The 23,770-nt window shown below is 64.5% G+C and carries 30 protein-coding genes; 16 read left to right on the top strand and 14 right to left on the bottom strand.

The annotated features are described in order from the left end of the window. Positions 1 to 28: 28 nt before the first annotated feature. Positions 29 to 679: a transcriptional regulator BetI gene (gene betI, locus FJW07_RS06985; protein WP_140855366.1), complete on the bottom strand. Its 651-nt coding sequence runs from the start codon at positions 677 to 679 to the stop codon at positions 29 to 31. Positions 680 to 760: 81 nt separating this feature from the next. Here betI and choX point away from each other — a divergent pair, with 81 nt between their 5' ends. Further along, positions 761 to 1,699, top strand: coding sequence for a choline ABC transporter substrate-binding protein (gene choX / locus FJW07_RS06990; RefSeq protein ID WP_140855368.1), 939 nt, complete (start codon positions 761 to 763; stop codon positions 1,697 to 1,699). Between the two features lie 11 nt (positions 1,700 to 1,710). Then, positions 1,711 to 2,532 (top strand): alpha/beta hydrolase, encoded by an 822-nt coding sequence (locus tag FJW07_RS06995; RefSeq protein WP_246680699.1) that lies wholly within the window; start codon positions 1,711 to 1,713, stop codon positions 2,530 to 2,532. Here FJW07_RS06995 and FJW07_RS07000 read toward each other — a convergent pair whose 3' ends face one another. Beyond that, positions 2,533 to 3,291 carry an NIPSNAP family protein gene (locus tag FJW07_RS07000; protein WP_140855371.1) on the bottom strand — a complete coding sequence of 253 codons (759 nt, stop codon included), beginning with the start codon at positions 3,289 to 3,291 and terminating at the stop codon, positions 2,533 to 2,535. Between the two features lie 244 nt (positions 3,292 to 3,535). Here FJW07_RS07000 and FJW07_RS07005 point away from each other — a divergent pair, with 244 nt between their 5' ends. Continuing rightward, positions 3,536 to 4,195, top strand: a complete 660-nt coding sequence (locus tag FJW07_RS07005) for a TetR/AcrR family transcriptional regulator (RefSeq protein WP_140855373.1) — start codon at positions 3,536 to 3,538, stop codon at positions 4,193 to 4,195. 49 nt (positions 4,196 to 4,244) lie between these two features. Here FJW07_RS07005 and FJW07_RS07010 read toward each other — a convergent pair whose 3' ends face one another. Beyond that, positions 4,245 to 4,832, bottom strand: a complete 588-nt coding sequence (locus FJW07_RS07010; protein WP_140855375.1) for a hypothetical protein — start codon at positions 4,830 to 4,832, stop codon at positions 4,245 to 4,247. Between the two features lie 154 nt (positions 4,833 to 4,986). Here FJW07_RS07010 and FJW07_RS07015 point away from each other — a divergent pair, with 154 nt between their 5' ends. Beyond that, on the top strand, positions 4,987 to 6,117 hold the full coding sequence (locus FJW07_RS07015) for a metallophosphoesterase (RefSeq protein WP_140855377.1): 1,131 nt from the start codon (positions 4,987 to 4,989) through the stop codon (positions 6,115 to 6,117). Positions 6,118 to 6,174: 57 nt separating this feature from the next. Here FJW07_RS07015 and FJW07_RS07020 read toward each other — a convergent pair whose 3' ends face one another. Further along, entirely contained in the window at positions 6,175 to 6,354 is a 180-nt protein-coding gene (locus FJW07_RS07020) for a CsbD family protein (RefSeq protein ID WP_140855379.1), read from the bottom strand. A 161-nt stretch (positions 6,355 to 6,515) separates the two neighbouring features. Between FJW07_RS07020 and FJW07_RS07025 the strand changes: the two genes are divergently transcribed. After that, positions 6,516 to 7,175, top strand: a complete 660-nt coding sequence (locus FJW07_RS07025; RefSeq protein ID WP_140641036.1) for a glutathione S-transferase family protein — start codon at positions 6,516 to 6,518, stop codon at positions 7,173 to 7,175. 104 nt (positions 7,176 to 7,279) lie between these two features. After that, positions 7,280 to 8,035, top strand: a complete 756-nt coding sequence (locus tag FJW07_RS07030) for an SDR family NAD(P)-dependent oxidoreductase (protein ID WP_140855381.1) — start codon at positions 7,280 to 7,282, stop codon at positions 8,033 to 8,035. Positions 8,036 to 8,087: 52 nt separating this feature from the next. Here the strand turns inward: FJW07_RS07030 and FJW07_RS07035 are convergent, their stop codons facing one another. After that, on the bottom strand, positions 8,088 to 8,399 hold the full coding sequence (locus FJW07_RS07035; protein ID WP_140855383.1) for a hypothetical protein: 312 nt from the start codon (positions 8,397 to 8,399) through the stop codon (positions 8,088 to 8,090). A 6-nt stretch (positions 8,400 to 8,405) separates the two neighbouring features. On the opposite strand from FJW07_RS07035, the gene FJW07_RS07040 reads away from it, so the two are divergent. From FJW07_RS07040 to FJW07_RS07050, 4 genes are all read left to right on the top strand, one after another. Beyond that, the gene (locus tag FJW07_RS07040) at positions 8,406 to 8,813 is read left to right on the top strand and encodes a hypothetical protein (RefSeq protein ID WP_095768506.1); all 408 of its coding nucleotides are present in this window, start codon (positions 8,406 to 8,408) and stop codon (positions 8,811 to 8,813) included. A gap of 1 nt (position 8,814) precedes the next feature. Then, positions 8,815 to 8,973 carry a hypothetical protein gene (locus FJW07_RS31665; RefSeq protein WP_181175604.1) on the top strand — a complete coding sequence of 53 codons (159 nt, stop codon included), beginning with the start codon at positions 8,815 to 8,817 and terminating at the stop codon, positions 8,971 to 8,973. Positions 8,974 to 9,035: 62 nt separating this feature from the next. Beyond that, positions 9,036 to 9,392: a YkgJ family cysteine cluster protein gene (locus FJW07_RS07045; RefSeq protein WP_181182585.1), complete on the top strand. Its 357-nt coding sequence runs from the start codon at positions 9,036 to 9,038 to the stop codon at positions 9,390 to 9,392. A 264-nt stretch (positions 9,393 to 9,656) separates the two neighbouring features. Beyond that, complete coding sequence (locus tag FJW07_RS07050) at positions 9,657 to 10,268, top strand: LysE family translocator (protein ID WP_140855385.1); 612 nt, start codon at positions 9,657 to 9,659, stop codon at positions 10,266 to 10,268. Positions 10,269 to 10,275: 7 nt separating this feature from the next. Here FJW07_RS07050 and FJW07_RS07055 read toward each other — a convergent pair whose 3' ends face one another. Beyond that, on the bottom strand, positions 10,276 to 11,289 hold the full coding sequence (locus FJW07_RS07055) for an AraC family transcriptional regulator (protein WP_181182586.1): 1,014 nt from the start codon (positions 11,287 to 11,289) through the stop codon (positions 10,276 to 10,278). A 194-nt stretch (positions 11,290 to 11,483) separates the two neighbouring features. Here FJW07_RS07055 and FJW07_RS07060 point away from each other — a divergent pair, with 194 nt between their 5' ends. Together FJW07_RS07060 and FJW07_RS07065 are read left to right on the top strand one after the other, a co-directional pair. Continuing rightward, positions 11,484 to 11,909, top strand: coding sequence for a GFA family protein (locus FJW07_RS07060; RefSeq protein WP_140855389.1), 426 nt, complete (start codon positions 11,484 to 11,486; stop codon positions 11,907 to 11,909). Positions 11,910 to 11,965: 56 nt separating this feature from the next. Further along, positions 11,966 to 12,481 (top strand): OsmC family protein, encoded by a 516-nt coding sequence (locus tag FJW07_RS07065; RefSeq protein WP_140641048.1) that lies wholly within the window; start codon positions 11,966 to 11,968, stop codon positions 12,479 to 12,481. A gap of 80 nt (positions 12,482 to 12,561) precedes the next feature. On the opposite strand, the gene FJW07_RS07070 is transcribed toward FJW07_RS07065, so the two are convergent. From FJW07_RS07070 to FJW07_RS07080, 3 genes are read right to left on the bottom strand one after another with little or no spacing between them, the layout of a single operon-like run. Further along, positions 12,562 to 12,948 carry a nuclear transport factor 2 family protein gene (locus tag FJW07_RS07070; RefSeq protein ID WP_140785739.1) on the bottom strand — a complete coding sequence of 129 codons (387 nt, stop codon included), beginning with the start codon at positions 12,946 to 12,948 and terminating at the stop codon, positions 12,562 to 12,564. Positions 12,949 to 12,968: 20 nt separating this feature from the next. Next, positions 12,969 to 13,403, bottom strand: a complete 435-nt coding sequence (locus FJW07_RS07075) for an OsmC family protein (protein WP_140785738.1) — start codon at positions 13,401 to 13,403, stop codon at positions 12,969 to 12,971. A gap of 37 nt (positions 13,404 to 13,440) precedes the next feature. Next, positions 13,441 to 14,451, bottom strand: coding sequence for an NAD(P)-dependent alcohol dehydrogenase (locus tag FJW07_RS07080; RefSeq protein WP_140855391.1), 1,011 nt, complete (start codon positions 14,449 to 14,451; stop codon positions 13,441 to 13,443). Positions 14,452 to 14,564: 113 nt separating this feature from the next. Between FJW07_RS07080 and FJW07_RS07085 the strand changes: the two genes are divergently transcribed. After that, entirely contained in the window at positions 14,565 to 15,179 is a 615-nt protein-coding gene (locus FJW07_RS07085; RefSeq protein WP_140855393.1) for a TetR/AcrR family transcriptional regulator, read from the top strand. Positions 15,180 to 15,877: 698 nt separating this feature from the next. On the opposite strand, the gene groL is transcribed toward FJW07_RS07085, so the two are convergent. The 3 genes from groL to FJW07_RS07100 form a co-directional block, all read right to left on the bottom strand. After that, entirely contained in the window at positions 15,878 to 17,530 is a 1,653-nt protein-coding gene (gene groL, locus FJW07_RS07090; RefSeq protein ID WP_140641057.1) for a chaperonin GroEL, read from the bottom strand. Positions 17,531 to 17,593: 63 nt separating this feature from the next. Continuing rightward, positions 17,594 to 17,890: a co-chaperone GroES gene (gene groES / locus FJW07_RS07095; RefSeq protein WP_006203049.1), complete on the bottom strand. Its 297-nt coding sequence runs from the start codon at positions 17,888 to 17,890 to the stop codon at positions 17,594 to 17,596. A 226-nt stretch (positions 17,891 to 18,116) separates the two neighbouring features. Continuing rightward, complete coding sequence (locus tag FJW07_RS07100) at positions 18,117 to 18,917, bottom strand: class I SAM-dependent methyltransferase (RefSeq protein ID WP_140785736.1); 801 nt, start codon at positions 18,915 to 18,917, stop codon at positions 18,117 to 18,119. Between the two features lie 76 nt (positions 18,918 to 18,993). On the opposite strand from FJW07_RS07100, the gene FJW07_RS07105 reads away from it, so the two are divergent. Continuing rightward, positions 18,994 to 19,845 (top strand): hypothetical protein, encoded by an 852-nt coding sequence (locus FJW07_RS07105; protein ID WP_140855395.1) that lies wholly within the window; start codon positions 18,994 to 18,996, stop codon positions 19,843 to 19,845. On the opposite strand, the gene FJW07_RS07110 is transcribed toward FJW07_RS07105, so the two are convergent. Then, positions 19,842 to 20,603, bottom strand: coding sequence for an SDR family oxidoreductase (locus FJW07_RS07110; protein WP_140855397.1), 762 nt, complete (start codon positions 20,601 to 20,603; stop codon positions 19,842 to 19,844). The genes FJW07_RS07105 and FJW07_RS07110 overlap by 4 nt on opposite strands. A gap of 106 nt (positions 20,604 to 20,709) precedes the next feature. Here FJW07_RS07110 and FJW07_RS07115 point away from each other — a divergent pair, with 106 nt between their 5' ends. Continuing rightward, positions 20,710 to 21,609: a LysR family transcriptional regulator gene (locus FJW07_RS07115; RefSeq protein WP_140855399.1), complete on the top strand. Its 900-nt coding sequence runs from the start codon at positions 20,710 to 20,712 to the stop codon at positions 21,607 to 21,609. A gap of 225 nt (positions 21,610 to 21,834) precedes the next feature. Here FJW07_RS07115 and FJW07_RS07125 read toward each other — a convergent pair whose 3' ends face one another. Then, entirely contained in the window at positions 21,835 to 22,461 is a 627-nt protein-coding gene (locus tag FJW07_RS07125; RefSeq protein WP_140855401.1) for a TetR/AcrR family transcriptional regulator, read from the bottom strand. Positions 22,462 to 22,581: 120 nt separating this feature from the next. Between FJW07_RS07125 and FJW07_RS07130 the strand changes: the two genes are divergently transcribed. Continuing rightward, positions 22,582 to 23,766 carry an MFS transporter gene (locus FJW07_RS07130; RefSeq protein ID WP_140855403.1) on the top strand — a complete coding sequence of 395 codons (1,185 nt, stop codon included), beginning with the start codon at positions 22,582 to 22,584 and terminating at the stop codon, positions 23,764 to 23,766. Positions 23,767 to 23,770 lie beyond the last annotated feature (4 nt).

A 23,770-nucleotide genomic window follows, 5' to 3' on the forward strand; every position in this document is an offset into this window, starting at 1 on the left:
GCGCGGAAGCTATCGACAGGCAGGAACTTTATCCGGCCGAGGCTAGCCCGACCGGCCCGGGCTGGCGCAGACTTAGCCGCCCCGCGACGAAATCCTTGACCTGGCGTACCGCCTGCTCGCGCGTGACGCTGCCCGGCTGCAGGCCGAGCCTGAGCCATAGCCCGTCGATCAAGGCGGTGACGCCAAGCACGATCTCCTCGGCCAGTTCCGGCGAAGCAAGGCCGCGCAGGCCGGACAAGAGGTTCGAGCGCATGCGCGCGTGGATGACCTTCTGGATACGTGCCAATTTCTCGTCGCGCGGCACCTCGGCGCAGAGTGACAGCCAGGCATGGCAGAGCGGCGGCAGGAACAAATGCTCCTCGAAATTGCCTTCGATCACCGCATCCAGCCGTTCCGTCGGCGTTCGCGCCCGCTGAAGCCGGGCGACGACGGCGTGACAAAGCACGGCGTTGGCTTCGCGCATGGCGTGCTCGAACAGCTCCTGCTTGTTGCGGAAATAATGCAGCACGATGCCCTTCGAGGCGCCGGCCTGGGCCGCGACCTTTTCCAGCGTCGCGCCGGCGATGCCTTCTCGCTCAAGAACGGCGAAAGCCGCCTGCCGCAATTCCTTGCGGCGTATGTCGCTGAGACGCGTGAGTTTCACCGGGTCGATCCTCGCATGACGAATCCATGTTGACATTTTCGTCCGCTCAGATCAATAATTGACCAATGGGACAATAACATGACCAAATGGTCAATAGCCGATATGAGGAGAACCGAAATGTTGCGCATGCTTGCAAATGGCGTCTGTGTCGCGGCCCTGATGCTGGCTTCCGAGGCGACCCGGGCCGCCGAGGCCGAGAGCTGCAAAACGGTCCGCATGGCCGAGCCCGGCTGGAACGATCTCGCCTTCACCACCGGCGTGGCCAAGGTGCTGCTCCAGGCGCTCGGCTACGAGCCGCAGAGCGAAGTGCTCGGCATCAACGTCATCTATGAGGGGATGAAGAACAAAGACCTCGACCTGTTCCTCGGCTACTGGGATCCGGCGATGGTCACCTATTACGAGCCCTACAAGAAGGACGGCTCGATCGAGAATGTGCGCGTCAACCTGGTCGGCGCCAAATACACTTTCGCCGTGCCGACCTATGTCTGGGATGCCGGCGTCAAGGGCCTGTCGGACCTGCACAAGTTCGCCGACAAGTTCGGCAAGAAGATGTATGGCATCGAGCCCGGATCCAATCAGCTCATGATGGACGCCATTGCCGATCCGCAATACGGCCTGGACGGCTGGCAGGTGGTGGAATCGAGCGAGGCCGGCATGCTCTCGGAGGTCGGCTACGAGATCAAGGAGAAGCAGTTCATCGTCTTCCAGGGCTGGGCGCCGCATCCGATGAACACGATGTACGACTTCAAATATCTGACCGGCGGCGACAAGTTCTTCGGCCCGAATTTCGGCGCCGCCACCGTGACCACCCAGGTGCGCAAGGGTTTCCTGCAGGAATGCCCCAACGTCGCGCAGTTTCTGAAGAACCTTGCCTTCGACATCGACATGGAAAATGTCGGCATGGGCTATCTCATCAATGACGGCATGAAGCCGGAGGACGGGGCGCTGAAGTCGATCGCACAGCACAGGGATCGTCTCGATGCGTGGCTTGCCGGCGTCACCACCTTCGATGGCAAGCCCGGCCTTGCCGCGGTCAAGGAAAAGCTCGGACTGTGAGGCCGGCAGCCTTGGAACTGACGGATCAGGAGGCCGAGCAGGCGTCTTGGGCCGGGCGCAAGCGGACCGTCTATATCGGCGGTCTCGACCTTGCCTATGTCGAGATCCCCGGTTCGGAGCCGCCGCTTGTCCTCGTGCACGGCTTCACCGATACCAGCCGCAGCTTCTCGCTGCTGGCGCCGCATCTTCCCGGCCGCCGGCTTATCATGCCGGACCTGCGTGGCCACGGCGGCTCGCAGGCGGGCGAGGGCTGCGGCGTCGCCGATTTCGCCGACGACATTGCCGGGCTGATCCGGCGCCTGCGGCTCGACCGGCCGGTCGTCGTCGGGCATTCGCTGGGTGGCATGGTGTCGATCGCGCTGGCCGCTCGGCATCCGGAACTGGTCGGTGGGCTGGTGATCGTGGCCAGCACGCTGAGGCCCGATTTCGGATCGCATCACCAACTGATCGATGGCGTGGCAGCGCTTCGTGATCCGATCTCGCCGTCCGATCCTTTCTATGACTGGTGGCATGCCTGCCGGCCAGGTGTGCCGCGGGCCTTTCTCGCCGGCCTCGCGATGGACGCGTCCGCGATTCCCGCGGCGCGCTGGCGCGCCATTCTCGAAGAAGTCCGCCGCACCGATCTGACCGCCGCGGCGCGGGCCGTGCAGGTCCCGACACTGATCATCGCCGGCGGGCGCGACCCGCTCTTCGGCGCGGCGCACCAGCACACACTGACCGGGGCGCTGGCCGGATCGCGCCTGGTGTGGGCACAAGATTGCGGTCACAACCCGCATTGGGAAGACCCGGCCTTTGTCGCCGAGGCAATAGCGGGCATGCCGCCGGCCGCATGACTATCTCAGCAGCGAACGGGCCGTAGGCGTCAGACGCAACGTCTCTGCCGGCTTTGTGGAAGCGGCTTGCAAGGCTTCATGGATCGCCCGCCATGCCGGCGAAGCGGCGAGGGCGGCCCGACGGCCGGCGTGGGCATCGCCATCGTCGAACCCTGCGACGATGACGAAGACGTTTTCAGCGGCACGCACGGGTAAACGCGGAAAGGTGTTTTCGGAATGCTCGCTGACGAAGGCGCCGAGCAGCCGGGCGCCGTTTGCCGCGAGCAGCGGGACCGCCTCCGCCTCGAAACGCCCGGCAAAACCGGCCTCGGCGCCTCGCCGCAAATGATGAATCGAAATCTCAACAAAACCAGGCAAACGCCTTCCGCCGTTCATACTTTCAGCTTCGGCGGCTGTCGGCCGCTGTAAATCTGAGAGGTCGAACTCCGCACCCCGCCATGCCGGTTTGAGCAACAACACGTTGTCGGAATCGATCATCGTCGCATTGGCGGCATCCCGATGCGCTGCCCAGACGGGGCCGCCATAGAAGGCGCTCAGCGCATCCTTCCTTGCCTCCATATCCTCGAAACCGCGCAGCCAGACGAACATGTCGGGGCGGTCGAGATCGCGGAACTGGCCGATGACGGTCATGCCTGTCGCTTCCTGCGTCTCGACGAACTCCCGATCGAACAGCGCGATCAGCGTATCGCGCTGCCCTGGCTTCAGCGCGTATTGCCGAAGCTCGACGACGGGTGAGGCAAGGCGGGAAGGTCGGTTCATGGTCAGAATCTCAAAACAGGGGGATCATCCTGTTTTATAAACAGACCGGTTGTCCTGTTTTGTCAATCTGGTATCGTGGTTTTTCCCTTCTCCCGTTGCGGGAGAAGGTGGATCGGCGCGCAGCGCCGAGACGGATGAGGGATGTTCCAGCGGAGTGAGACGCTGGCTTTCCCCGGGAGCACCCCTTATCCGCCCTCACTTCGTTCAGGTACCTTCTCCAACAAGCGGAGATGGGGAGATCGCCATGGCGATACACAAGAAACGCACAAACGACCCGGAAGGCATGCGCCGGCGCGTCCTCGACATGGCGGAGAACTCCTTCCAGGCGCGCGGCTATCACGCCTCGAGCCTCGGCGATCTGATGGCCGCGGCCGGCGTCACCGGTGGCGCGCTGCATCACCATTTTCCGACCAAGAAGGCGCTGGCGCTGGCGGTGATCGAGGAACGGGTGGCAGCGGCGGTCCAGAAGACCTGGATCGACCCGGTGCTGGCGGCGTCCTCGGCCCGCGAAGGCGTGCGGGCCGTGTTCGAGGCGGTGGCTGCGGAGTTGGAGCAACAGGGCTATGTGCGCGGCTGCCCGCTCAACAACCTGGCGCACGAGCTGTCGCTGGCCGACGATGAATTCCGCCTGGCGCTCGCCAGGATCTTCGCCGGCTGGCGAAGGGCGATCGCCGATAAGATCCGGGCCGACCAGCTGGATAGCGGGCAGGGCAGGACCGATCCCGATCGCTTCGCCGCGCTTGCGGTGGCTGCTTATTCCGGCGCCATGTCGATGGCCAAGACGTCACAGGATGCAGGGGTGCTGCGGGAGTGTTTGAGGGCGCTGGAAGGTTTCGAGCCATCGCAGAGCGGGTTGACGGCAAAGCGGCGGCGTCGCGTGTTGCCGCGGCGGATGATCGGTTGATGCCGGCGGGGCACAGGCGTGAAGGATCGCGTCGTTTGACAATTACACCTCACTCCCTCAACGGCTTGATCGTCTCGAATCCCACCTCGCTCTGTGCGCTCGTCCCCTCATCGTACCGCCGTGCCAGCACCGCCTGCAGGTCGGGCGAGTAGAGCGCCGTGAACGTGTCGATCACATTGCCCGTATCGCCGGTGATCGTTTCGCCGACCACGAGCACGTTGTATTTGCAGTCGCCGAGGTTGTAGGTGTCCTTGCCCTTGACGGCCAAAGCCAGTGTCTCGGTGCCCTTCGGCGCCTTTTTTGAAGACAGTCGCACGAATTCGGTCTTGCTCTTGGCGCCCGCTTTCAGCGGGAACAGCTTCTTGAGGTCGCCGAGCGGGATCATCGACAGCCGTCCGGTGTCGCTGTCGCGGAACACTTCGATCAGCCCGGCATAGAGATACTGCGTCTGCGGCGAGTCCGATTCATACTTGTTGGCGACCGCGACCATGCCGCCGGACGCCGGCCGGAATTCGCTGCGGATGCCGGCCTTTTCGAGCGCGAAGCCGGCTTTGGCGGTTTTTGCGTCCACGCAGTCCGCGGCCTGCGCGGCGCCGGCGAGCATGGCGAACGCCATGCCGGTTGTCAGGGTTTTCATGCCTTCCTCCGCTGGATGCATGTGCCAAAGCAATGACAGACCCCCGCCGCGCTGTCGACCCAAGAGCCTGTCATGCCTTGGCATGAAAAGTCTCCAGGCGCTGGCCGGGCATTGAACTGGACGAGGCGGATCAAGGGTGTTTAATCGGGTGACGATGAATCGCTCTTCGCCAACAACCGTTTCGCGCCGCATCTTCATGGCTCGGTTGGGCGGCCTCGCTGCCGCCGGCGTCTTTCCGCGCGTGGCCTTCGGCCAGACGGGCCGGCGCATCCAGCCGGTCGACGCCACCTTCCTCTTCATCGCCGATATCCATGCCTGCCGCATGGCGAGCGGGCTCAGCCCCAACTGCCTGCAGGAAGGCAAGACCGATGCAGCGCTTCTGCGCAACGTCGCGGCCCTGAACGCCATTGCCGACAAGGAGTGGCCGGCCGAGATCAACGGCGTTTCCACCGGGCTGCATTCGGCCGGCACCCGCATCGGCACGCCGCTCGGCCTCGTCACTGGCGGCGACATCACCGACGATGGCGGCGGCCAGGTCACCGAGCCCAGCGAAGGCACGCAGCTTCTGCAGTTCTCCCAGCGCTATCAGGAAGGCGTCGGGCCGGACCGCGTTCACATCCCGGTCTATGTCGGGCTGGGCAACCACGATCTCGACCAGAACGGCTCGCCGCCGCATGTCGACTGGTATCGCCGCGAACTGCGCGACTATGTCGAGGTCAACCATCGCCCCGGCGTGTTCTTCAAGCCGCCGGTGCCGGCGACCGAATATGACGTCGACACCGACTGCTATTCCTGGGACTGGGGCGGCCTGCATCTTATCCAGACGCACCGCTTCGCCGGCGACACCGGCCATGGCGCGCCGAGCAGCCTGCCTTGGCTGAAGCAGGACCTCGCCACCTATGCCGGCGACGGCCGTCCAGTGATCCTGTTCCAGCACTATGGCTGGGACACTTTCTCGATCGAGCGCTGGGATCCGGTGAAACGCACATACGATGACGATGGCTCCGGCCGTCCGCACTGGTGGGGCGAGGCGGACCGCCAGGCGCTGCTGGCCGCGATCAAGGGCTATAATGTGATTGCCGTCTTCCACGGCCACCAGCACGAAGTGCCGATGATCTACCAGCGCGACGGGCTCGATATCGTCAAGCCGAAGGCGGCCTATATGGGCGGCTTCGCGCTGGCGCGCGTGACGGCCGACAACCTAGACGTGGTGCTGGGCGAAGCGGCCGGCGACCACGGCGAGATCGTCTTCACCAACGCCTTGGCCAAGCAATTCCAGACATGAAAAGGCCGCCTCGCGGCGACCTCCATAGTCCTGTCGTCAAGGCAAACTGATGAGCGGTCAGAACGCCCTTTTGATCCTGTCCTTCACGTCGCCATAGGCCTTCTGCACCTTGCCGGCGAGCTTGTCGGCAGCGCCTTCGACCTGGGTCCGCCGGTTGCCGGTGGCCTTGCCGGCCGCCTGCTTGACCGAACCCTTCATTTGCTTGGCAAGACCGGCGACCTGATCTCTGTTCACCATGCGCGCATCTCCTGGGTGGAGCCTGGATGCGAGAACCGCATCTCACGTCCAAACGGACGCGGAGTTTTTTGGTTCCGCAAACCGGCGGCGCGACAATGACTTTCGGCTCGAAGGTGAAGCGGTTAGGTTTGCGCCGCAACCAGCATCAAGAGAGGTCAATCTTGGCGGAATTCACCCTCTATATCGGCAACAAGTGCTTTTCGTCCTGGTCGCTCAGGCCATGGGTGGCGATGAAGCACCTGGAGATCCCTTTCGAGGAGGGCTTCGTGCGGCTGCGCACGCCGCAGACGGCCGCCAACCTCGCCAAGGTGTCGCCGACCGGCCTTGTGCCGGTTTTGAATCATAAGGGCAGGATCGTCTGGGAAACGCTTGCCATCCTTGAGTATCTTGCCGATCTCTACCCTGGGAAGAAGCTCTGGCCGGAAGACCTCGGCGCCCGTCAACTGGCACGCTCGGTGGCGACCGAGATGCATTCCGGCTTCCGCGAGGTGCGCTACGGCTGGCCGATGAATCTGCGCCGGCCGAAATCCCATAAGCCGCTCGATGCCGAGGGCGAGGCGCAGCGGACGAGGATCGAAGCGATCTGGCGTCGCTGCCGCGAGCAATATGGTGACGGCGGCCCGTTCCTGTTCGGTCATTTCACCGCGGCCGATGCGATGTATGCGCCGGTGGTGACGCGCTTCGACACCTATGGCGGTGAGCTGGCGCCCGTCACCCGCGCCTATGTCGATGCGGTATTGGCGACGCCCGCGATGCGTCACTGGTATGCGGAAGCCGCCAGGGAGCCCTGGCCGGAGCCCGGGCCGCACGAACAGGATTGAGCGCGGCCGGGTCCGCAAATTGCGTCGACTGCGCTGATGGGGGACTTCAAGCCTTGGCGGCGCGGCCTATGTGAAGGGGCGGGCCGGGCTCCTGGAGATTTCTCATGACCACCGCAAATTCAATATTCACGGGCAAGGTCGCGCTTGTCACCGGCGCTTCGTCCGGCATCGGCGAGGCCACCGCTGTGGCCCTTGCCGCGGCCGGCGCGAAAGTGGCGGTCGCCGCCCGTCGTGCCGATCGCCTTGAGGCACTGGTTGCGCGCATCGAACAGGCGGGCGGCAAGGCGCGCGCCATCGAAGCCGACATTGCCAAGGCCGGCGACATCACCGCGATGGTCGACAAGGTCATATCCGAGTGGGGACGTCTCGACATCCTCGTCAACAATGCCGGCGTCATGCTGCTTGCCCCCGCGGTCGAAGCCGATCTCGACGACTGGCGCCAGATGATCGAGCTCAACCTGATCGGGCTGATGGCGACCACCAAGGCGGCGCTGCCGCACTTGAAGGCTTCGAAGGGCCATATCGTCAACGTCTCCTCGGTGGCCGGTCGTGTCGCCAACCCGGGCGCGGCCGGTTACGCGGCGACCAAGTTCGGCGTGGTGGCTTTTTCGGAATCGCTGCGCCGCGAGGTCTATGCCGACAAGGTGCGCGTCACCGTCATCGAGCCGGGCCTTGTGCGTACCGAACTTGGCGATCACATCACCAACGCGCAATCCAAGGCCGGCCTCGAACACCGTCTCGCCACGATGGAAGCGCTGACCGCCGAGGATATTGCGAACGCCATTTTCTATGCCGTCAGCCAGCCGCCAAGGGTCAACGTCAACGAGATACTTATCCGTCCGACCGATCAGGAGCGCTGAGCAATAGAAAACGCCTCTCGCGCGTGTTACGGCGCGGGAGGCGCTTTTGCCGTCAACCGTTCTCGATTGCTCGTGAATTGCTGACGGCTTGAGTAAAAACGGCTTGCCATGACATTGGTTCCGCAGCCGACGAATTTTTTTGTCCTTTTTGCGGATAGCCCCAAACGCCCGCCACGATGTGATAGGAATGCTGCAAGGCCAGGGATGCGGGCGTCCGCAATTTAATCTGACGCCATGTTGCTTTGTGCGTGGCCATGGCCGAAAGACGCTCTGCCATTTCGGCATCAGCCTCCGGGCAGGAGAAGATTTTGACCGCTACCTCGAATGAATCATGTGAGCAGGCCTTGCCGAAACCGGCAGGCACACGCTGATGGCCGCCAAACGCGTGCCATCAACGCCGATCGCCGCCGATGCGACCATCGCCGACATGGTCGACACCCTTGACAAGCCGATCGAATATGTTCGCCGAGTGCTGGAAAGGCTCGAACGCTGCAAGCGCGCGCATGGCGATGCCCAGGTGCGCGTTGGCGTGCGCGGCCGCGCCGAAGCCCCGAACTACCTGATCGAGTATGTGCGGGAAGACGCCAAGACCCGTCAGCGCACCAGCTATCAGGATGCCGCCTACAGCGGCAGCACGCATCGTGAGCTGGCGCCGCACCACATCGAGGATGCCAGGAACTGGTCGCCCGAGGAAATGAACATCACGGCGGTCTCGGCGCTGATCGGCCGCTTGCGCAACCCCAATGCGCCATCATCGCGCTTTTCTGACGAGGACTGACATGGCCATAAAATTCTCCGCCAAGGACCAGCCGGCAGCTCCGCCCGCCACTGCCAAGCCAGCCAAGCCGGCGGCGAAGCCGGATGCGTCCGCAGAGGTTGCGACCGATCTGTTCAAGTCGTCGGCCGAAGCGCCGGCGCGCAAGACCAGAAAGAAGTAGCGCCCTTGCCGCAGGACGCCGGTCGCACAGCCAGGCCGCTCGGGCTGCCCGGTCAGTCCTTGGTGTCTGTCGACGAGGATGCCGGTACGGTCGACGTATTCGATTGCCAGAGCTGCGGCGCCTGCTGCTCTTATTCGGCCGACTGGCCGCGTTTTTCGACCGAGGATGACGAACAGCTCGACCGCATTCCGGCCGAGATGGTAGCCGCGGACCAGTCCGGCATGCGCTGCGAGGGCGGCCGATGTTCGGCGCTCACCGGCGAGGTGGGCAAGCACACGGCCTGTGGCATCTATGATCTCCGCCCCGATGTCTGCCGCGCCTGCATGCCGGGCGGTGACGACTGCCTGATGGCGAGGGCAGCGCATGGGCTCGAACTGCCTATCTCCCCGCTTGTGGGAGTTGAGGACTGGTCCGCCTAGCGGACGCGAAGCCAACTGCTTGGCTTTGCGAAGGACGAAAGCCCGGCAGGGCAGAGTGGGGCGCTGTCCCGCCGGCGTCTCAGCCGAACTTCGATCGGACATCCGAATAGATTTCAAAGAAAAGGGACTGAGAGGCCGCGTTCCTTCGCGCTCCCTCTGGCCTGCCGGCCATCTCCCCACAGGGGGGAGATCAAGCTCTCCGCCGCTTGCCGACACCCATTCCTCCCGGTACCTTCCCGTCGGGCAGGGCTGCGGAGGAAATCCATGAGCATCGAATTCCTGTTGACGTCGCTGATCATCGTGGCTTCGCCCGGCACCGGCGTCCTCTACACGCTGAGCGCCGGTCTTTCGCGCGGCGCGCGCGCTTCAATTATCGCCGCCTTCGCCTGCACGCTGGGCATCATCCCGCATATGGCGGCCGCGATCACCGGCCTCGCAGCGGTGCTGCACACAAGCGCCATCGCCTTCGAGACGCTGAAATATCTCGGCGTCGCCTATCTGCTCTACATGGCCTGGAACACGTTGAAGGAAAAAGGCGGGCTCAGCATCGACGAGGAGGCCGCGCCGCGCTCGACCGCCAGGACCATCACCTCCGGCGTCCTGGTCAACATCCTCAACCCGAAACTGTCGATCTTCTTCTTCGCCTTCCTGCCGCAATTCGTCAGCACCAACGAGCCGCATGCGCTGCCCAAGATGCTCGAGCTCTCCGGGGTCTTCATGCTGATGACCTTCGTCGTCTTCGCCATCTACGGCGTGTTCGCGGCGTCGGTGCGCAGCCACATCGTGTCGCGGCCGAAAGTGCTGACCTGGATGCGCCGCAGTTTTGCCGCCGCCTTCGTCATGCTCGGAGCCAAGCTGGCGCTGGCCGATCGCTAACGGACGGTCAGCCCTCGGTTTCGGAAGCCTCGTCGCTTCCGGAACCGGCCGCAGCCCGAACCCCGAGCCGCCAGGCAGAAGGCGGGACGCCGATCATCTTCTTGAAGGCGCGGCTGAACGCCGCTTCGGATTCATAGCCGATGTCAGCAGCGATGCTGGCGACGTTGCTGTTGCCGGCGCTGAGCAGTTCCGAGGCGATCTGCATGCGCCATTTGGCGAGATAGTGCATCGGCGGCATGCCGACGATTCTGGTGAAGCGCTCCGCAAGCACGGTGCGCGACAATGCCGACTCCTTCGCCAGCGCATCCACCGTCCAATTGTGAGCCGGACGGTCGTGGATCAGCGCCAGCGCCTTGCCCAGATGCGGATCGCGCAGGCCTGCCAGCCAGCCAGTCTGTTGCGGCGGCAGCGATTCCACATAGCGGCGCAGCACGTCGACGAACATCAGCTCGCTGAGCTTGGTGAGCACTGTTTCGCTGCCGGCCCGCTTGTCAGCCACCTCCGAGACCGCCTGCCTGATGAACTGGCCGAGCCACCCGCCATCGCCCCTGGCGTCGCCGGCCTTGATGGCCGGCGGCAGCGCTTCGAGCAGCGGATTGAAGGGCAGGGCATCGCAGGCGAGATAGCCGCAGATCAGCCTGACCGAGCGCGAGCCGCCGCCGGCGCAGTTGATGTAGAAAGGCATTCGGCCCGCAGTCGCTATGTCGAGCACGTCGGCCGTCGGCGGGTCGGCGCGCAAGTCGGGATGACTCGACATGATGTGCGGGTCGCTTCTGGTGAAGACCACGACTTCGCCGGCTTCCATCGGGATCGGCTCGTCGCCGATGATCCGCGCGAAGCAGTGGCCGGCCGTTACCACATGATAGGAAATCAGGTGATCCGCCCCGGGAAGTACCTTGGGCAATATTGAGGCCGGCGCGGGCGAATGGACGGCCCACGGGTCGTGGCCTTCGATGTCGAAAAACGTCGCGCCGGTGAGGCGCACCGTTTTCAAAAGGTCAGAAAGAGCATCCCCGGCCATTACACCCATTTCCCGCAAGCCGCGCGGCAATCCGACGCGACATCCCTTTCCAGTTCCGGACGAGCTGTCAAGTAAGGCGGACGCCCCGTCATTCCGTTCATTGGCGGAAGCTTTAAACCCCGACAGCACCGTGCGGTGCCGTCTCAACCGGCGCTGAGCACGGTCGAACCAAACCTGGATAAGGATCGAAAGTCATGACGGTACATAAGGGCGGGTGTTTTTGCGGCGCCGTGGAAATCGAAGTCCACGGAACCGCCGAGGCAATGGGCTACTGCCACTGCGGTTCCTGCCGGTCATGGTCGGCGTCTCCGGCGAATGCCTTCACGCTGTGGAAGCCACGGAACGTCAAGGTCACCAAGGGCGCGGAGTTTCTATCCGGCTTCAAGAAGTCCGAGATGAGCAACCGCCAGTTCTGCACCAAATGCGGCGGTCATCTGATGACGGATCATCCGCCGCTCGGGCTGGTCGACGTCTATGCCGCCACCATACCGACGGTGGAATTCAAGCCGAGGGTCCATGTCAATTACGCAGAGACGGTCCTGCCGATGAAGGACGGACTACCGAAGCTGAAGGATTTTCCCGCCGAGCTCGGCGGCTCAGGCATCGCCGTCCCGGAATAGGTCCGGACGATGGCCGACGATTTCAGACAACCGCAATTCACGACAGGAGAACAGCAATGGATATCGCGACGTTTCGCGCCACGCAGGAGCCGATCAAGGATCTTTATCGCAAGGACGCGCGGGCAGCACTTCTTACCTTGAAGGCCAGGGGCAATGCCGACGACTCGAAGGTGACCTGCAAGGTCGAGACCGGACGCGGTCTTGCCTTGGCGGGCATCCATCCGAAGGCCGGCGGCAGCGGGCGGGAGCTTTGCTCCGGCGACATGCTGCTGGAGGCGCTGATCGCCTGCGCCGGCGTCTCGATGCGGGCGGCCGCGGCCGTGCTGGAGATTCCGATCAAGTCGGCGGAGATTTCCGCCGAGGGCGACGTCGATCTTCGCGGCACGCTCGGCGTCACCGAAGGTGTGCCGGTCGGCTTCAAGGAAATCCGCCTGCGCTTCGACATCGAGTCGGATGTCGAGCAAGGCCGGCTGACCCAGCTCATGGAACTCACCGATCGCTACTGCGTGGTCTTCCAGACCATCCAGCGCAGTCCCAAGACCTTCGTGAAACTCAATCGGGTCGTCTCGTAGGCCGCGGCTTGCCCGGGATCCAGATCCTGGCGGGGACGGATTCTGGACTGGGCCTGAGCGCGGCTCTTCCGCGCCAGGCCCTATCCTTTCACATAGCCCATCGCCTCGACGATTTGCCCATCCGCGACACGCATCAGGTTGACGCCGCGCAGCGAACTGCCGTCGGACATCCAGAAGCGCCAGCGGATCGTAGCGCGGTCGCCGGCGACGAACGTCTCTTCGACATCGAAGCGGGTGCCGGGTCCGGTGGCGATCGCCGACCACAATTCGACGCAGGCGGCCTTGCCGATGCGGCGGGCGCCGTCCGGCGCCGGCGTGGTGTTCTCGATCACGCAGTCCTGCGCCACCAGTTCGTCCAGGGCCGACGGATCGTGACGCTGGAAGACGTCGTTGTAGCGCCGCATGATTTCCGCCGTCTCGGCGGAGCGCTTGGCCGCGGCGATGTCGATGATCAATTCCTGGGTCATTGGATTTTCCTCCTTCCGTTTCAGTGGTCTGCAAGGTTCGCCTTGAGCGTGATTGAGGCGACGCCGGCCAGTGCCCGCGAGACGAGGCAGGCTGCCTTGGCCTTTTGCGCCAGCCGCTCGAAGTCCTCGGCCGAGATGCCGGCGATGCTCGCCTCGGTCTCGAGCTCGATGCGGGTAATCGTCGGCCCGGCCGTGGTTGCGCCGAGATGCACCTTGGCAATGGTGTGGATGCTTTTGGCCGTGTGGCCTTCGCCGCCGAGCACGGCGGTAAGCGCCATCGAGAAGCAGCCGGCATGCGCGGCCGCTATCAGCTCTTCCGGATTGGTGCCCGGGCCGTTCTCGAAGCGCGACGGGAAGGAATAGGCGCCTTCGAACACGCCGCTGCCCAGCCGCAGCCGGCCGGATCCTTCCTTGAGCGTGCCCTGCCACTGGGCCGAGGCTTCACGGATTGTCATGGCTGGTCTCCTCTCTGTTTGTGGGAAAGTGTGGTGGTCACGCGCCGTCGATGACGACCTTGCCGAAGACGTCGCCCCGCTGGAAATGACGGCAGGCCTCGCGCGCCTCGGCGAAGGGGAAGACCTTGTCGAGGACGGGTTTCAGCCGGTGCGTGGCGACAGCGGCAAGCATCGCCTCCAGCCCGTTGCGGCTGCCGACGAACAGCCGGCCGATGGTGACGAGGCTGCGCTGGTAGACGGCGCCCGGGATCTCGACCGATTTGCCGTTGTGGTCCTGCACGGTGAGCAGCACGATGCGCCCGTAAAGCGCGCTGGCGATCAGCGATTGCGTAAAAGTCACCGGGCCGCCGGTCTCGACGACGAGATCGATCCCGCCGGTCGCCTCGCGCAATTTCACGCCCCATTCCGGCGTTCCGGCTACCGCGATGACGAGGTCGGCGCCGAGCGTCCGCAGCCTTTCGGCTTTCTCGGCGCGCGAGGTGACGGCGGCCACGCGGCAACCCATGAGCTTGGCGAACTGCAGCGCAAACAGCGCGACGCCACCTGAGCCAATGGTGAGAACCCATTGTCCGGGCTTTGGAATTTCGGCGCCCGTCAGCGCGCTCCAGGCGGTCAGCCCGGCGCAGGTGAAGGTCGCCGCCTCTTGCCAGGAGAGGTGGTCGGGCAGCCGCACGGCCCATTGCTCGTCGAGCAGCGCGTATTCGCAGAGCATGCCGTCCAGCGTGCAGCCGAGCTGATCGACGATGCCCGGATGCATGCGGCCGTCGATCCAGCGCGCGAAATAGCTGCCGGTGACGCGGTCGCCGATGGCAAAGCGGGTCGCACCGTCGCCGACCGCGACGACTTCGCCGGCGCCGTCGCTCAGCGGCACGATGCCGGCGCGGGGTGCCAGAGGATAGGTGCCGTTGAGGATCATCGTGTCGCGGCGATTGAGCGAGGTGGCGCGCACCCGCACGACGATCTGACGCGGACCTGGCTGCGGCATCGCCTCCTCGCGCAACGCCAGTTTGTCGATGCTGCCTTGCCCCTCGAGCCGATAGGTTTGCATTGTTGTCTCTCAAATATGTAGACCGATTTACATATTATGTAGACCGATTGTCATATTAGGGGCAAGTCCTATAATGCAAGCTCCTGACAGAGGTTGACAGTCGAGAGGTCGACGTGGCGACGGACACACGCACCCGCATGATCGAGGCGACCGGGCTGCTCATTCGGCAGCGCGGCTATCACGGCACGTCGCTCAACGACATTTTGAGCGCCAGCGGCGCGCCCCGCGGGTCGCTCTATTTCCATTTCCCGGGCGGCAAGGACCAGTTGGTCATCGAAGTGACGCGCGCCAGTGTCGCCGATGTGACCGAGCGGCTTGGCGCCGCGCTGTTGGAGGAAAGCGACCCAGCCGTTGCCGTGCACCACATCTACCAGTCGGTGGCCCGCATGCTGGAAGAGAACGAATTCTCGCTCGGCTGCCCGGTCGCGCCGGTGGTGCTCGACGCTCCGAACGATGTGCCGGACCTGGCCGAAATCTGCCGGTCGGCCTTCGAGCAGTGGATCGGACTGCTGCGCAAGGCTTTCGTCAGGGCAGGGGTGCCGGAGCGGCGCGCGCAGGCGCTGGCCCTGCTGGTCGAATCCTCGCTGGAGGGCCTTATGGTGATCGCGCGCGCCACCCGCGACCGCACGCCGGTCTTGACTGTCGCCGACGAAGTGGCCGCGCTGGTCGAGCAAGCGGTGCTTGCCGGCAAGGTAGCCCGGGAGGCGGACGCTACCGCCTTAGGATAAAGGGCTTTGCCGGCTCCGGAAATATCGGCTTAACTCCCCAGGTCTAGCCGCAACGGGGCGGCCGGCGAAGCGGTTTCGGGAGCAGGCGTTGGGGCGCGGACAGTCGGATCAGGCGGTTCGCGGACCGCAATTTGCCAGGAATCTCGACTGGAACCGCGCATTTCAAGTACAACGCCTCCGCCGAGATGGCGCTTTCCGGCTCGGGGGAGGTGCCTGCCGGCGGCGTTGACTGGACGCCGCTGCTTTCGCGCCGGCCGCTGCAACCGGACACGCGCCATGTTTCTCGCGTGGCAGAAACGAGCGGGCCGGTTTCCTGCTGGCCGAGCAAGGTATTTCGGTCGACCTCGCGGAAAGGCTGGTCGCTGCGCGGCCTCTAGCGGATGGGCCGTCGCTTCCTTCGTTGGTGTCGATCTGGAAGGCGTGAAGGCCATGCTGGACGGACCGGGCAATGAAGGCTGAGGGAAAGCTCGCGGCCGGCCTGAAGGCGTTGCGGCGACTTATCTTCACGGCGAAGCGATTTCGTTTCGGAATGCCGATCAAACGTTGATCGCCCCGATAATCCTCGCAAAACAGGAAAGGGCGCCTCTGGGCGCCCTTTCCGTATCAGCTTGGTAGCCTGGATTAGAAGTCCATGCCGCCACTCAAGCCCGTTTGCGGGCTTGAGCAATGTTAGTTGATGGGCGTGCTTTATGGACTTCTTAGAAGTCCATGCCGCCCATGCCACCCATGCCGCCGCCAGGCATACCGCCGGGCATGCCGCCAGCCGACTCCTTCTTCGGAGCCTCGGCGATCATGGCTTCGGTGGTGACCAGCAGGCCGGCGACCGAGGCCGCGTCCTGGAGAGCGGTGCGCACGACCTTGACCGGATCGACGATGCCCATGGCGATCATGTCGCCATATTCGCCGGTCTGGGCGTTGTAGCCGAAGGTCGCGCCCTTGTTCTCCAGGATCTTGCCGGCAACGATCGATGCTTCCGCACCGGCGTTGGACGCGATCTGACGGGCCGGAGCCTGCAGGGCGCGACGAACGATGTTGATGCCAGCGGTCTGGTCGGAGTTGGCGCCGGTTGCCTTGATGTTCAGCGAAGCGCGCAGAAGCGCGACGCCGCCGCCGGGAACGATGCCTTCTTCGACGGCCGCGCGAGTCGCGTTGAGGGCGTCATCGACGCGGTCCTTCTTTTCCTTGACTTCGATCTCGGTCGCACCGCCGACGCGGATGACGGCAACGCCGCCGGCCAGCTTGGCGAGACGTTCCTGCAGCTTCTCCTTGTCGTAGTCCGAGGTGGTCTCCTCGATCTGCTGCTTGATCTGGGCAACGCGGCCCTGGATCTCGGCCTTCTTGCCGGCGCCGTCGACAATGGTGGTGTTCTCCTTGGAGATCGACACCTTCTTGGCGCGGCCGAGCATGTTGAGGCCGACATTCTCGAGCTTGATGCCGAGGTCTTCGGAAATGACCTGGCCGCCGGTGAGGATGGCGATGTCTTCCAGCATGGCCTTACGGCGGTCACCGAAGCCCGGCGCCTTGACGGCGGCGATCTTCAGGCCGCCGCGCAGCTTGTTGACGACCAGCGTGGCCAGAGCCTCACCTTCGACGTCTTCCGAGATGATGACCAGCGGCTTCGAGGTCTGCACGACAGCCTCGAGGATCGGCAGCATGGCCTGCAGGTTGGAGAGCTTCTTCTCGTGCAGCAGGATGTAGGCGTCCTCGAGATCGGCGACCATCTTGTCTGCATTGGTGACGAAGTAGGGCGACAGGTAGCCGCGGTCGAACTGCATGCCTTCGACGACTTCGAGCTCGGTCTCGGCGGTCTTGGCCTCCTCGACGGTGATGACGCCCTCATTGCCGACCTTCTGCATCGCTTCGGCGATCATCGAGCCGACCGAGGCATCGCCATTGCCGGCGATGGTGCCGACCTGGGCAACTTCTTCCGAGGTCTTGATCTTCTTGGCGTTCTTGATCAGCGTCGTGACGACGTCGCCAACGGCGAGGTCGATGCCGCGCTTCAGGTCCATCGGGTTCATGCCGGCGGCAACCGCCTTGTGGCCTTCCTGGACGATCGACTGCGCCAGAACCGTTGCGGTCGTGGTGCCGTCGCCGGCGATGTCGTTGGTCTTCGAAGCGACTTCGCGGACCATCTGCGCGCCCATGTTCTCGAACTTGTCCTCGAGCTCGATTTCCTTGGCGACGGTGACGCCGTCCTTGGTGATGCGCGGGGCGCCGAACGACTTGTCGATGACGACGTTGCGGCCCTTGGGGCCGAGGGTGACCTTCACCGCGTCGGCGAGGATGTTGACACCGCGCAGCATGCGCTCACGGGCATCGCGGGAGAATTTTACGTCTTTGGCAGCCATGTTTTAGCTCCTGGCAGGGGCTCGGGAAGAGCCCGAAGATGAAGATTCAGGTGAGGCCGATGATCAGCCGATGATACCCATGATGTCGGATTCCTTCATGATCAGAAGGTCTTCGCCATTGAGCTTGACTTCGGTGCCCGACCACTTGCCGAACAGGATGCGATCGCCGGCCTTGACATCCAGCGGCACGAGCTTGCCTGCTTCGTCGCGGGCGCCGGAACCGACGGCGATGATCTCGCCTTCCTGCGGCTTCTCCTTCGCCGTATCCGGGATGATGATCCCGCCGGCGGTCTTGGATTCGGATTCGACCCGGCGAACGACCACGCGGTCATGAAGCGGGCGGAACTTGGACTTTGCCATGTTTTCTTCCTCGAATGAGAACGGTGAGAACTGTTCCTCCATCCGGCGAGGCCGGATATGGGTTAGCACTCACCAAAGACGAGTGCTAACGTGGCGCTGAAATAGGCCGGCGCCTTGCCGGAGTCAAGGCGCGCGCAAGGGGGAGGCGACGCGAAATTTTTCTCACGCGGAACGCCAGCCCGAAAAGCACCGGGTGTCGCGAGGCGCCGACGAGCAATCTCGTCCGTCAGTCCCGGCGCTTCGGCGACCGCAGCACCAGCAGCGGGCAGCGTTCAGCGAGCCCGTATGTGCCGGTCGAGGCCAGCCGGACATCATCGAAGAAGGTCTGGGCTTCCTCGATGAGTGCTGCCGCGGGGGCGAAATTGTAGATGACCGACGAGTTGCGGTAGACGTCGATGGTTCCGATGACCGGCAGCTCCCATCCTGTGCGAGCCGCAAGCTCTTCGCGATCCGGAAACAGCGCTTCGAATTGTTCGAGGATGCCCCTCACCGGTATCGTGTAGTCAGGCGCGCCGCCGATTGCGGTCATCGCCACGCGCCATTTGAGCTCGTGGAAGGTTGCGACGCCACCGCTCAGCGCCAGGGCGCGGATATCCTTCGGGTCGTCTGGAGTCCCGGGGGAAGCATAAAGCCTTATGCCGGCGCGCCCGTCTGCTTTCAGCGCACGCGCGATCGAAGCAAACAGTGTGCGCCTGAGGTTCGCGGTGCCGATGACCGAGAGGCATCCATCGCCGATCAGCGCATCGACGCTCGCGCCGGGAAACGGCAGGTCGAACCAGTCGCCTTGCACCGCCTTGCGCGTTTCGGTGTCGCCTGGCCAGATGCCGGCAATCATGTCGGCGGATTCGTCGACCGCCGTCATACTGGCACCCAGCCCGGCGAGCTCCGGCGTCACGCCGAACATCACGACGTGCGACCGGGCAAGGTCGAGCTCGCGGTCGTAAGTTTCGACCACCTCCGCCGGCGGCCGCAGCGGTGAGCCGAGCAACTGCCAGTGCTTGCGAATTGCATTCCAATGTTGCGTCATGCAAACCCCAGCCTAGCAGCGCGTTGTATTCGATCGAATAATCGACGACGCTCGATAAGCCAAGTGAGGGGCGGGCATGGCGCGCATCGCGGTGATCACGCACGAGTTCGACCGCTTCCAGAGCCGGCGCGGACTGCTGATGCGCCGCGATAGCCCATATATGCTCTTCGACCTGCTGGAAGAGCTGAAGCGCCGCGGCCATTCGGTCCAGATATTGAGAGGCACCTCGGCGAAGCCGGCCGCCGACATCGCGGTGTTGCATCTCGACGTGACCGTGACGCCGCCCGACTATGTCGATTACGCGCGGCGCTTTCCCTTCTGCCTCAACCTTGGGACGGCCGACATTTCGAAACGCCGCATCAGCGGCGCCGTGATTGGCCAAGGCGACGACTGGCAGGGGCAGGTCATCGTCAAGAGCAGCCTCAACCATTGGGGAACGCCGGAGCAGCAGCTGAACCAGCGCGCGCGGCGCGCCGGCAGGCCGGAGCCGTTTCCCGGCGTCGAACCTTTCGACAAATACGAGATCCATGCCTCGCTCGCCGACGTTCCGGCCGAGGCCTTCGAGCGCCAGAATCTGGTCGTCGAGAAATTCATTCCCGAGCCGGAGCCGGACGGTTTTGCCGCCCGCTTCTGGCTGTTCTGCGGCGAGCGCGAGCGCTGCACCCGCCATGTCTCGCCGCAGAGCCTCGTCAAGGGCGACGACACCATCCGCCGCGAGGCGGTTTCGGTTCCGGACGAGCTGCGCGCGCTAAGGCGCCGGCTCGGCTTCGACTACGGAAAATTCGACTTTGTCATGCACGAGGGCAGGGCGGTGCTGCTCGACGCCAACAAGACGCCCGGGCGAGCCAGGAACCTGTCGAGCTTCATCGCCGCCGGCAATGCCAACCTTGCCGACGGCTTCGAGGGACTGATCCGCCAGGTCACCTAGATGTTCATGCCGCCTGACACTTCGATGCGCTGGGCGTTGACCCAGCGATTGTCGTCCGACAGCAGCGAGGCGATCATCGGGCCGATGTCGTCGGCAACGCCGGCGCGGCCGAGCGCGGTGACGCCGGCCACCATGCGGTTGATCTCGGCGTTGTCGCGCACATGGCCGCCATTGAAGTCGGTGGCGATGGCGCCTGGCGCCACGGTGTTGGCGGTGATGCCGCGCGCGCCAAGCTCCTTGGCGAGGTAGCGCGTGAACACCTCGATGCCGCCCTTCATCATCGCGTAGGCCGACGATCCGGGCGCGGCGAAACGGGCGAGCCCGCTCGAGATGTTGATGATGCGGCCGCCATCGTCGATCAGCGGCAGCAGCGCCTGGGTGAGGAAGAACACGCCCTTGAGATGGGTGTTCATCAGCGTGTCGAATTCCTCTTCCGTCGTCTCGGCGATCATCTTGCGCAGGCCGGTGCCGGCATTGTTGACGAGATAGTCGAAGCGGTCGCGCTGCCAGGTTTCGTGAAGCGTCTTCTTCAGCGCCTCGACGAAAGCCGGGAAGCTGGCGATGGCGCCGGTATCCAGCTCAAGCGCGGCGGCCCGGCCCCCGGCGGCCTCGATCTCGGCGATTGCCGTCTTCGCCTCATCGGCGCGAGAGCGATAGGTGACGATGACGTCTACACCCTTGCGGGCGAGGTTGAGCGCGGTGTTGCGGCCGAGGCCGCGGCTGCCGCCGGTGATGAGGGCAATGGGACGAGTGGTCATGGCGAAATCTCCTTCTTCTTGGATGGAGATGCATATACTCGCCTGATCGCCCGATATAATCGGGCATGGATTGCCAACACTATTCAGCCTATGCGAACAATCGGCGATGGATCGGTTTGACAGCATGCGGCTCTTCACCCGCGTCGTGGAACGCCACAGCTTTACCGCGGCTGCCGCCGATCTCGGCCTGCCGCGCTCCAGCGCCACCGCCGCGATCAAGCAGCTTGAGGAGCGGCTCGGCGTGCAACTGCTCCGCCGCACCACGCGCCACGTCACCACGACGCTCGACGGCGAGGCCTATTACCAGCGCTGCCTCGGCATCCTCGCCGACATCGAGGACGCCGAGGGCACCTTTGGCGCGCATGAAGTGCGCGGGCGGCTCAGCATCGACATCAACGGCCATTTGGCCCGCACCCTGGTCATCCCGGAACTGCCGGCGCTGCTCGCGCGCCATCCCGGGCTCAGCGTGCATATCGGCGAAGGCGATCGCTTCGTCGACCTGGTGCGCGAGGGCGTCGACTGCGTGGTGCGTGCCGGAACGCTTCCCGACAGCGACATGATCGCGCGCCGCATCGGCATGGCGCGCGAAGCGACACTCGCCAGCGCCGCCTATATCGAGCGTCACGGCCTGCCGAGCACCCTGGACGAGCTCGCCGGGCATATGATGATCGGCTTCGTCTCGTCGCGCACCGGCCAGGTGATGCCGCTGGAATTCACCGTCGACGGCAAGATCCGCGAGGTCGTGCTGCCATCGCGCGTCACTGTCTCCAATTCCGACACCGCCGCCGCGCTGGTGCGCCAGGATTTTGGCCTCTACCAGGCGCCGCGCCGCCGCTTCGCCGCCGACATCGAGGCCGGCCGGCTGGTCGAGGTGCTGCCCGGCAACCCGCCGACGCCGACGCCGATCTCGGTGCTCTATCCGCGCAGCCGACAATTGTCGCCACGGGTGCGGGTGTTCGTGGACTGGCTGGTGGAGATCCTGGGGCCGAAGCTGGATGTGTCTTAGGAGATCTTCGCAATGCTGGCGGGACAGCGCGCCCCTCTGGCCTGCCGGCCATCTCCCCCACGAGGGGGGAGATCAGCTGTCGCGCCGGCTTTCGCCACTCTCCGACGTTGAAGAAAGGGCGCCGCCGGCGAAGCTGCCAATCTCCCCACCTGTGGGGGAGATGTCCGGCAGGACAGAGGGGGGCGCGAAGGAACTCCACGGTTCCATTCTTCAGCAAGCCGAGACCTACAGAAACAACCGCAACTGCGTGTGAATGATCGACCGATAGTCGTCGATCGTGCGCCGGCCTTCTTCCTTGTCCTGCGTCAGCGCCAGCCGCACGACGCCGCCGGCAAGCTGGAAGATGAGGAACACGACGCGCCCGAACGCCTCGCGCCGCTCCGGCTCGATCATCGGACCGACATGGTCGCAGAACATCTTCGCCTGATGCCTGGTCTCGGCGATGTCGAGATGCTGCAGCGCCTTGTCGGCCTGGATGGCGTTCTGCAGGTCCTGGATGGCCGGGACGGCGGCGACGCGGGCATAATAGTCGTCGAGCAGGCGGTCGGCCGCCGCGGTCACGTCGCCCAGCCCGCCTATCCCGGCGATGATGGCGCCGAATCGCGCCCGGCTTTCCTCGGAAAACCGCTCATAGAGCATCGCCAGGATCGCCGACTTCGACGGAAAATAGTGGTAGACGGTGGCGATCGGCCCGCCGGCCAGCGCGCCGACTTCCTTCATCGTCACCGCGTCGATGCCCTTTTCGCCGATCAGCCGCATGGTGGTGGCGAGGATCGCGTCGATGCGCTCGCGGCTGCGCTCCTGCTTCGGCCTGCGCCGCGGTTCCGTCGCCGTTCGCCTTGTCTGCGTCATGCGCCAAATCCCGTGGGAGCTCGCGAATTCGTGGTTGACAAGAAACATGATCAAGTATCAGTTTCGTGAAATACTGACAACTTGTCAGTTTTTCGATCGAGCTGCAAGGGAGGGGCACTCGTGACCGCATCGCAAGCCGCGCAGGCGGAAAATGACGACTGGCTTGTCGGCAATCCGACCGGACTGCAGCTCGCCTCGGCGCTGTGGATCGGCTCGGTCGGCCTGCTCATCCTTGGCCTGCAGCCGGTGCTGCTCGGCGCGCTCTACACCGAAGGGCATGTCACCGGCGACGAGCTCGCGCTGATGGCCACCGCCGAGATGATCGCCATCGCCATCGGCTCGGGCGTAGTGGCAATGCTGCTCCCTGCCAGGAACATGCGCCGGAAGAGCGCGGTGCTGCTCGTGCTGCTCGCGCTCGCCAATGTCTGGACCGCTTATGCCGGTACTCCCAATGCGCTGATCGGCGCGCGCGCGCTGGCCGGCTTGGCGGAGGGCGGGCTGGTCGCGGTCGCCACCGAATTGATCGCCCGCTCGCGTCGCGCCGAGCGCATCGGCGGCTATTTCGTCACGCTGCAGACCTTGGCGCAATGCGCGCTGGCGCTGATCCTCGCGCTTTATGCCGTGCCGCGAGCTGGCTCGGCCGGCGGCTTCATCGCGCTCGGCATCGTCTGCCTGCTGTCGCTGGTCGTGGCCTGGACCGTGCCGGACGACTATGCCGACCTGCCAAAGGAAGAGCAGTTTGCCAATGTGGCGACCGTGCCGGCGATCACCGCGCTGCTGTCGATCTTCTGCTATTTCATGTTCTTCGGTGCCGTCTGGGCTTTCCTCGAGCCCATCGGCGCCCAGTTCGGCATTGATGGCCGCACCGTCGGCCTGATGGTTTCGGCGAGCCTTGCCGCGCAGGTGCTCGGCGCCATGACCGCGACGATCTTCGAGGCGCGCATCGACTATCGTTTTGCCATCACCGCCATCGGGGTCATCGCGGCGATCAGCTCCGTGCTGCTTGCCTCCGGCCCGGGGCTTTCGACGTTCTGGGCCGTGGCGCTGGTGATGGGCTTCATCCTGCTCTTCATCGTGCCTTACCAGATCCGCCTCGCCATCACCGCCGACGAAACGCGCACCGCGGCACTCCTGGTGCCGGCCGCGCAACTCTTCGGCCTCGCCATCGGCCCGATTGCTGCCTCGCTTCTGATCGACGGCGAGAATTTCCGGCCCGTGCCCGAATTCGCCGCTGCCACTGCCTTGGCGAGCGTACTTTTGCTCGGCGTCTTCGTGCTGGTCGCGCGCCGGCGCGGCCGGGCCTGAGCGG

The sequence above is a fragment of the Mesorhizobium sp. B3-1-9 genome (genome assembly GCF_006439595.1).
Classification (GTDB): domain Bacteria; phylum Pseudomonadota; class Alphaproteobacteria; order Rhizobiales; family Rhizobiaceae; genus Mesorhizobium.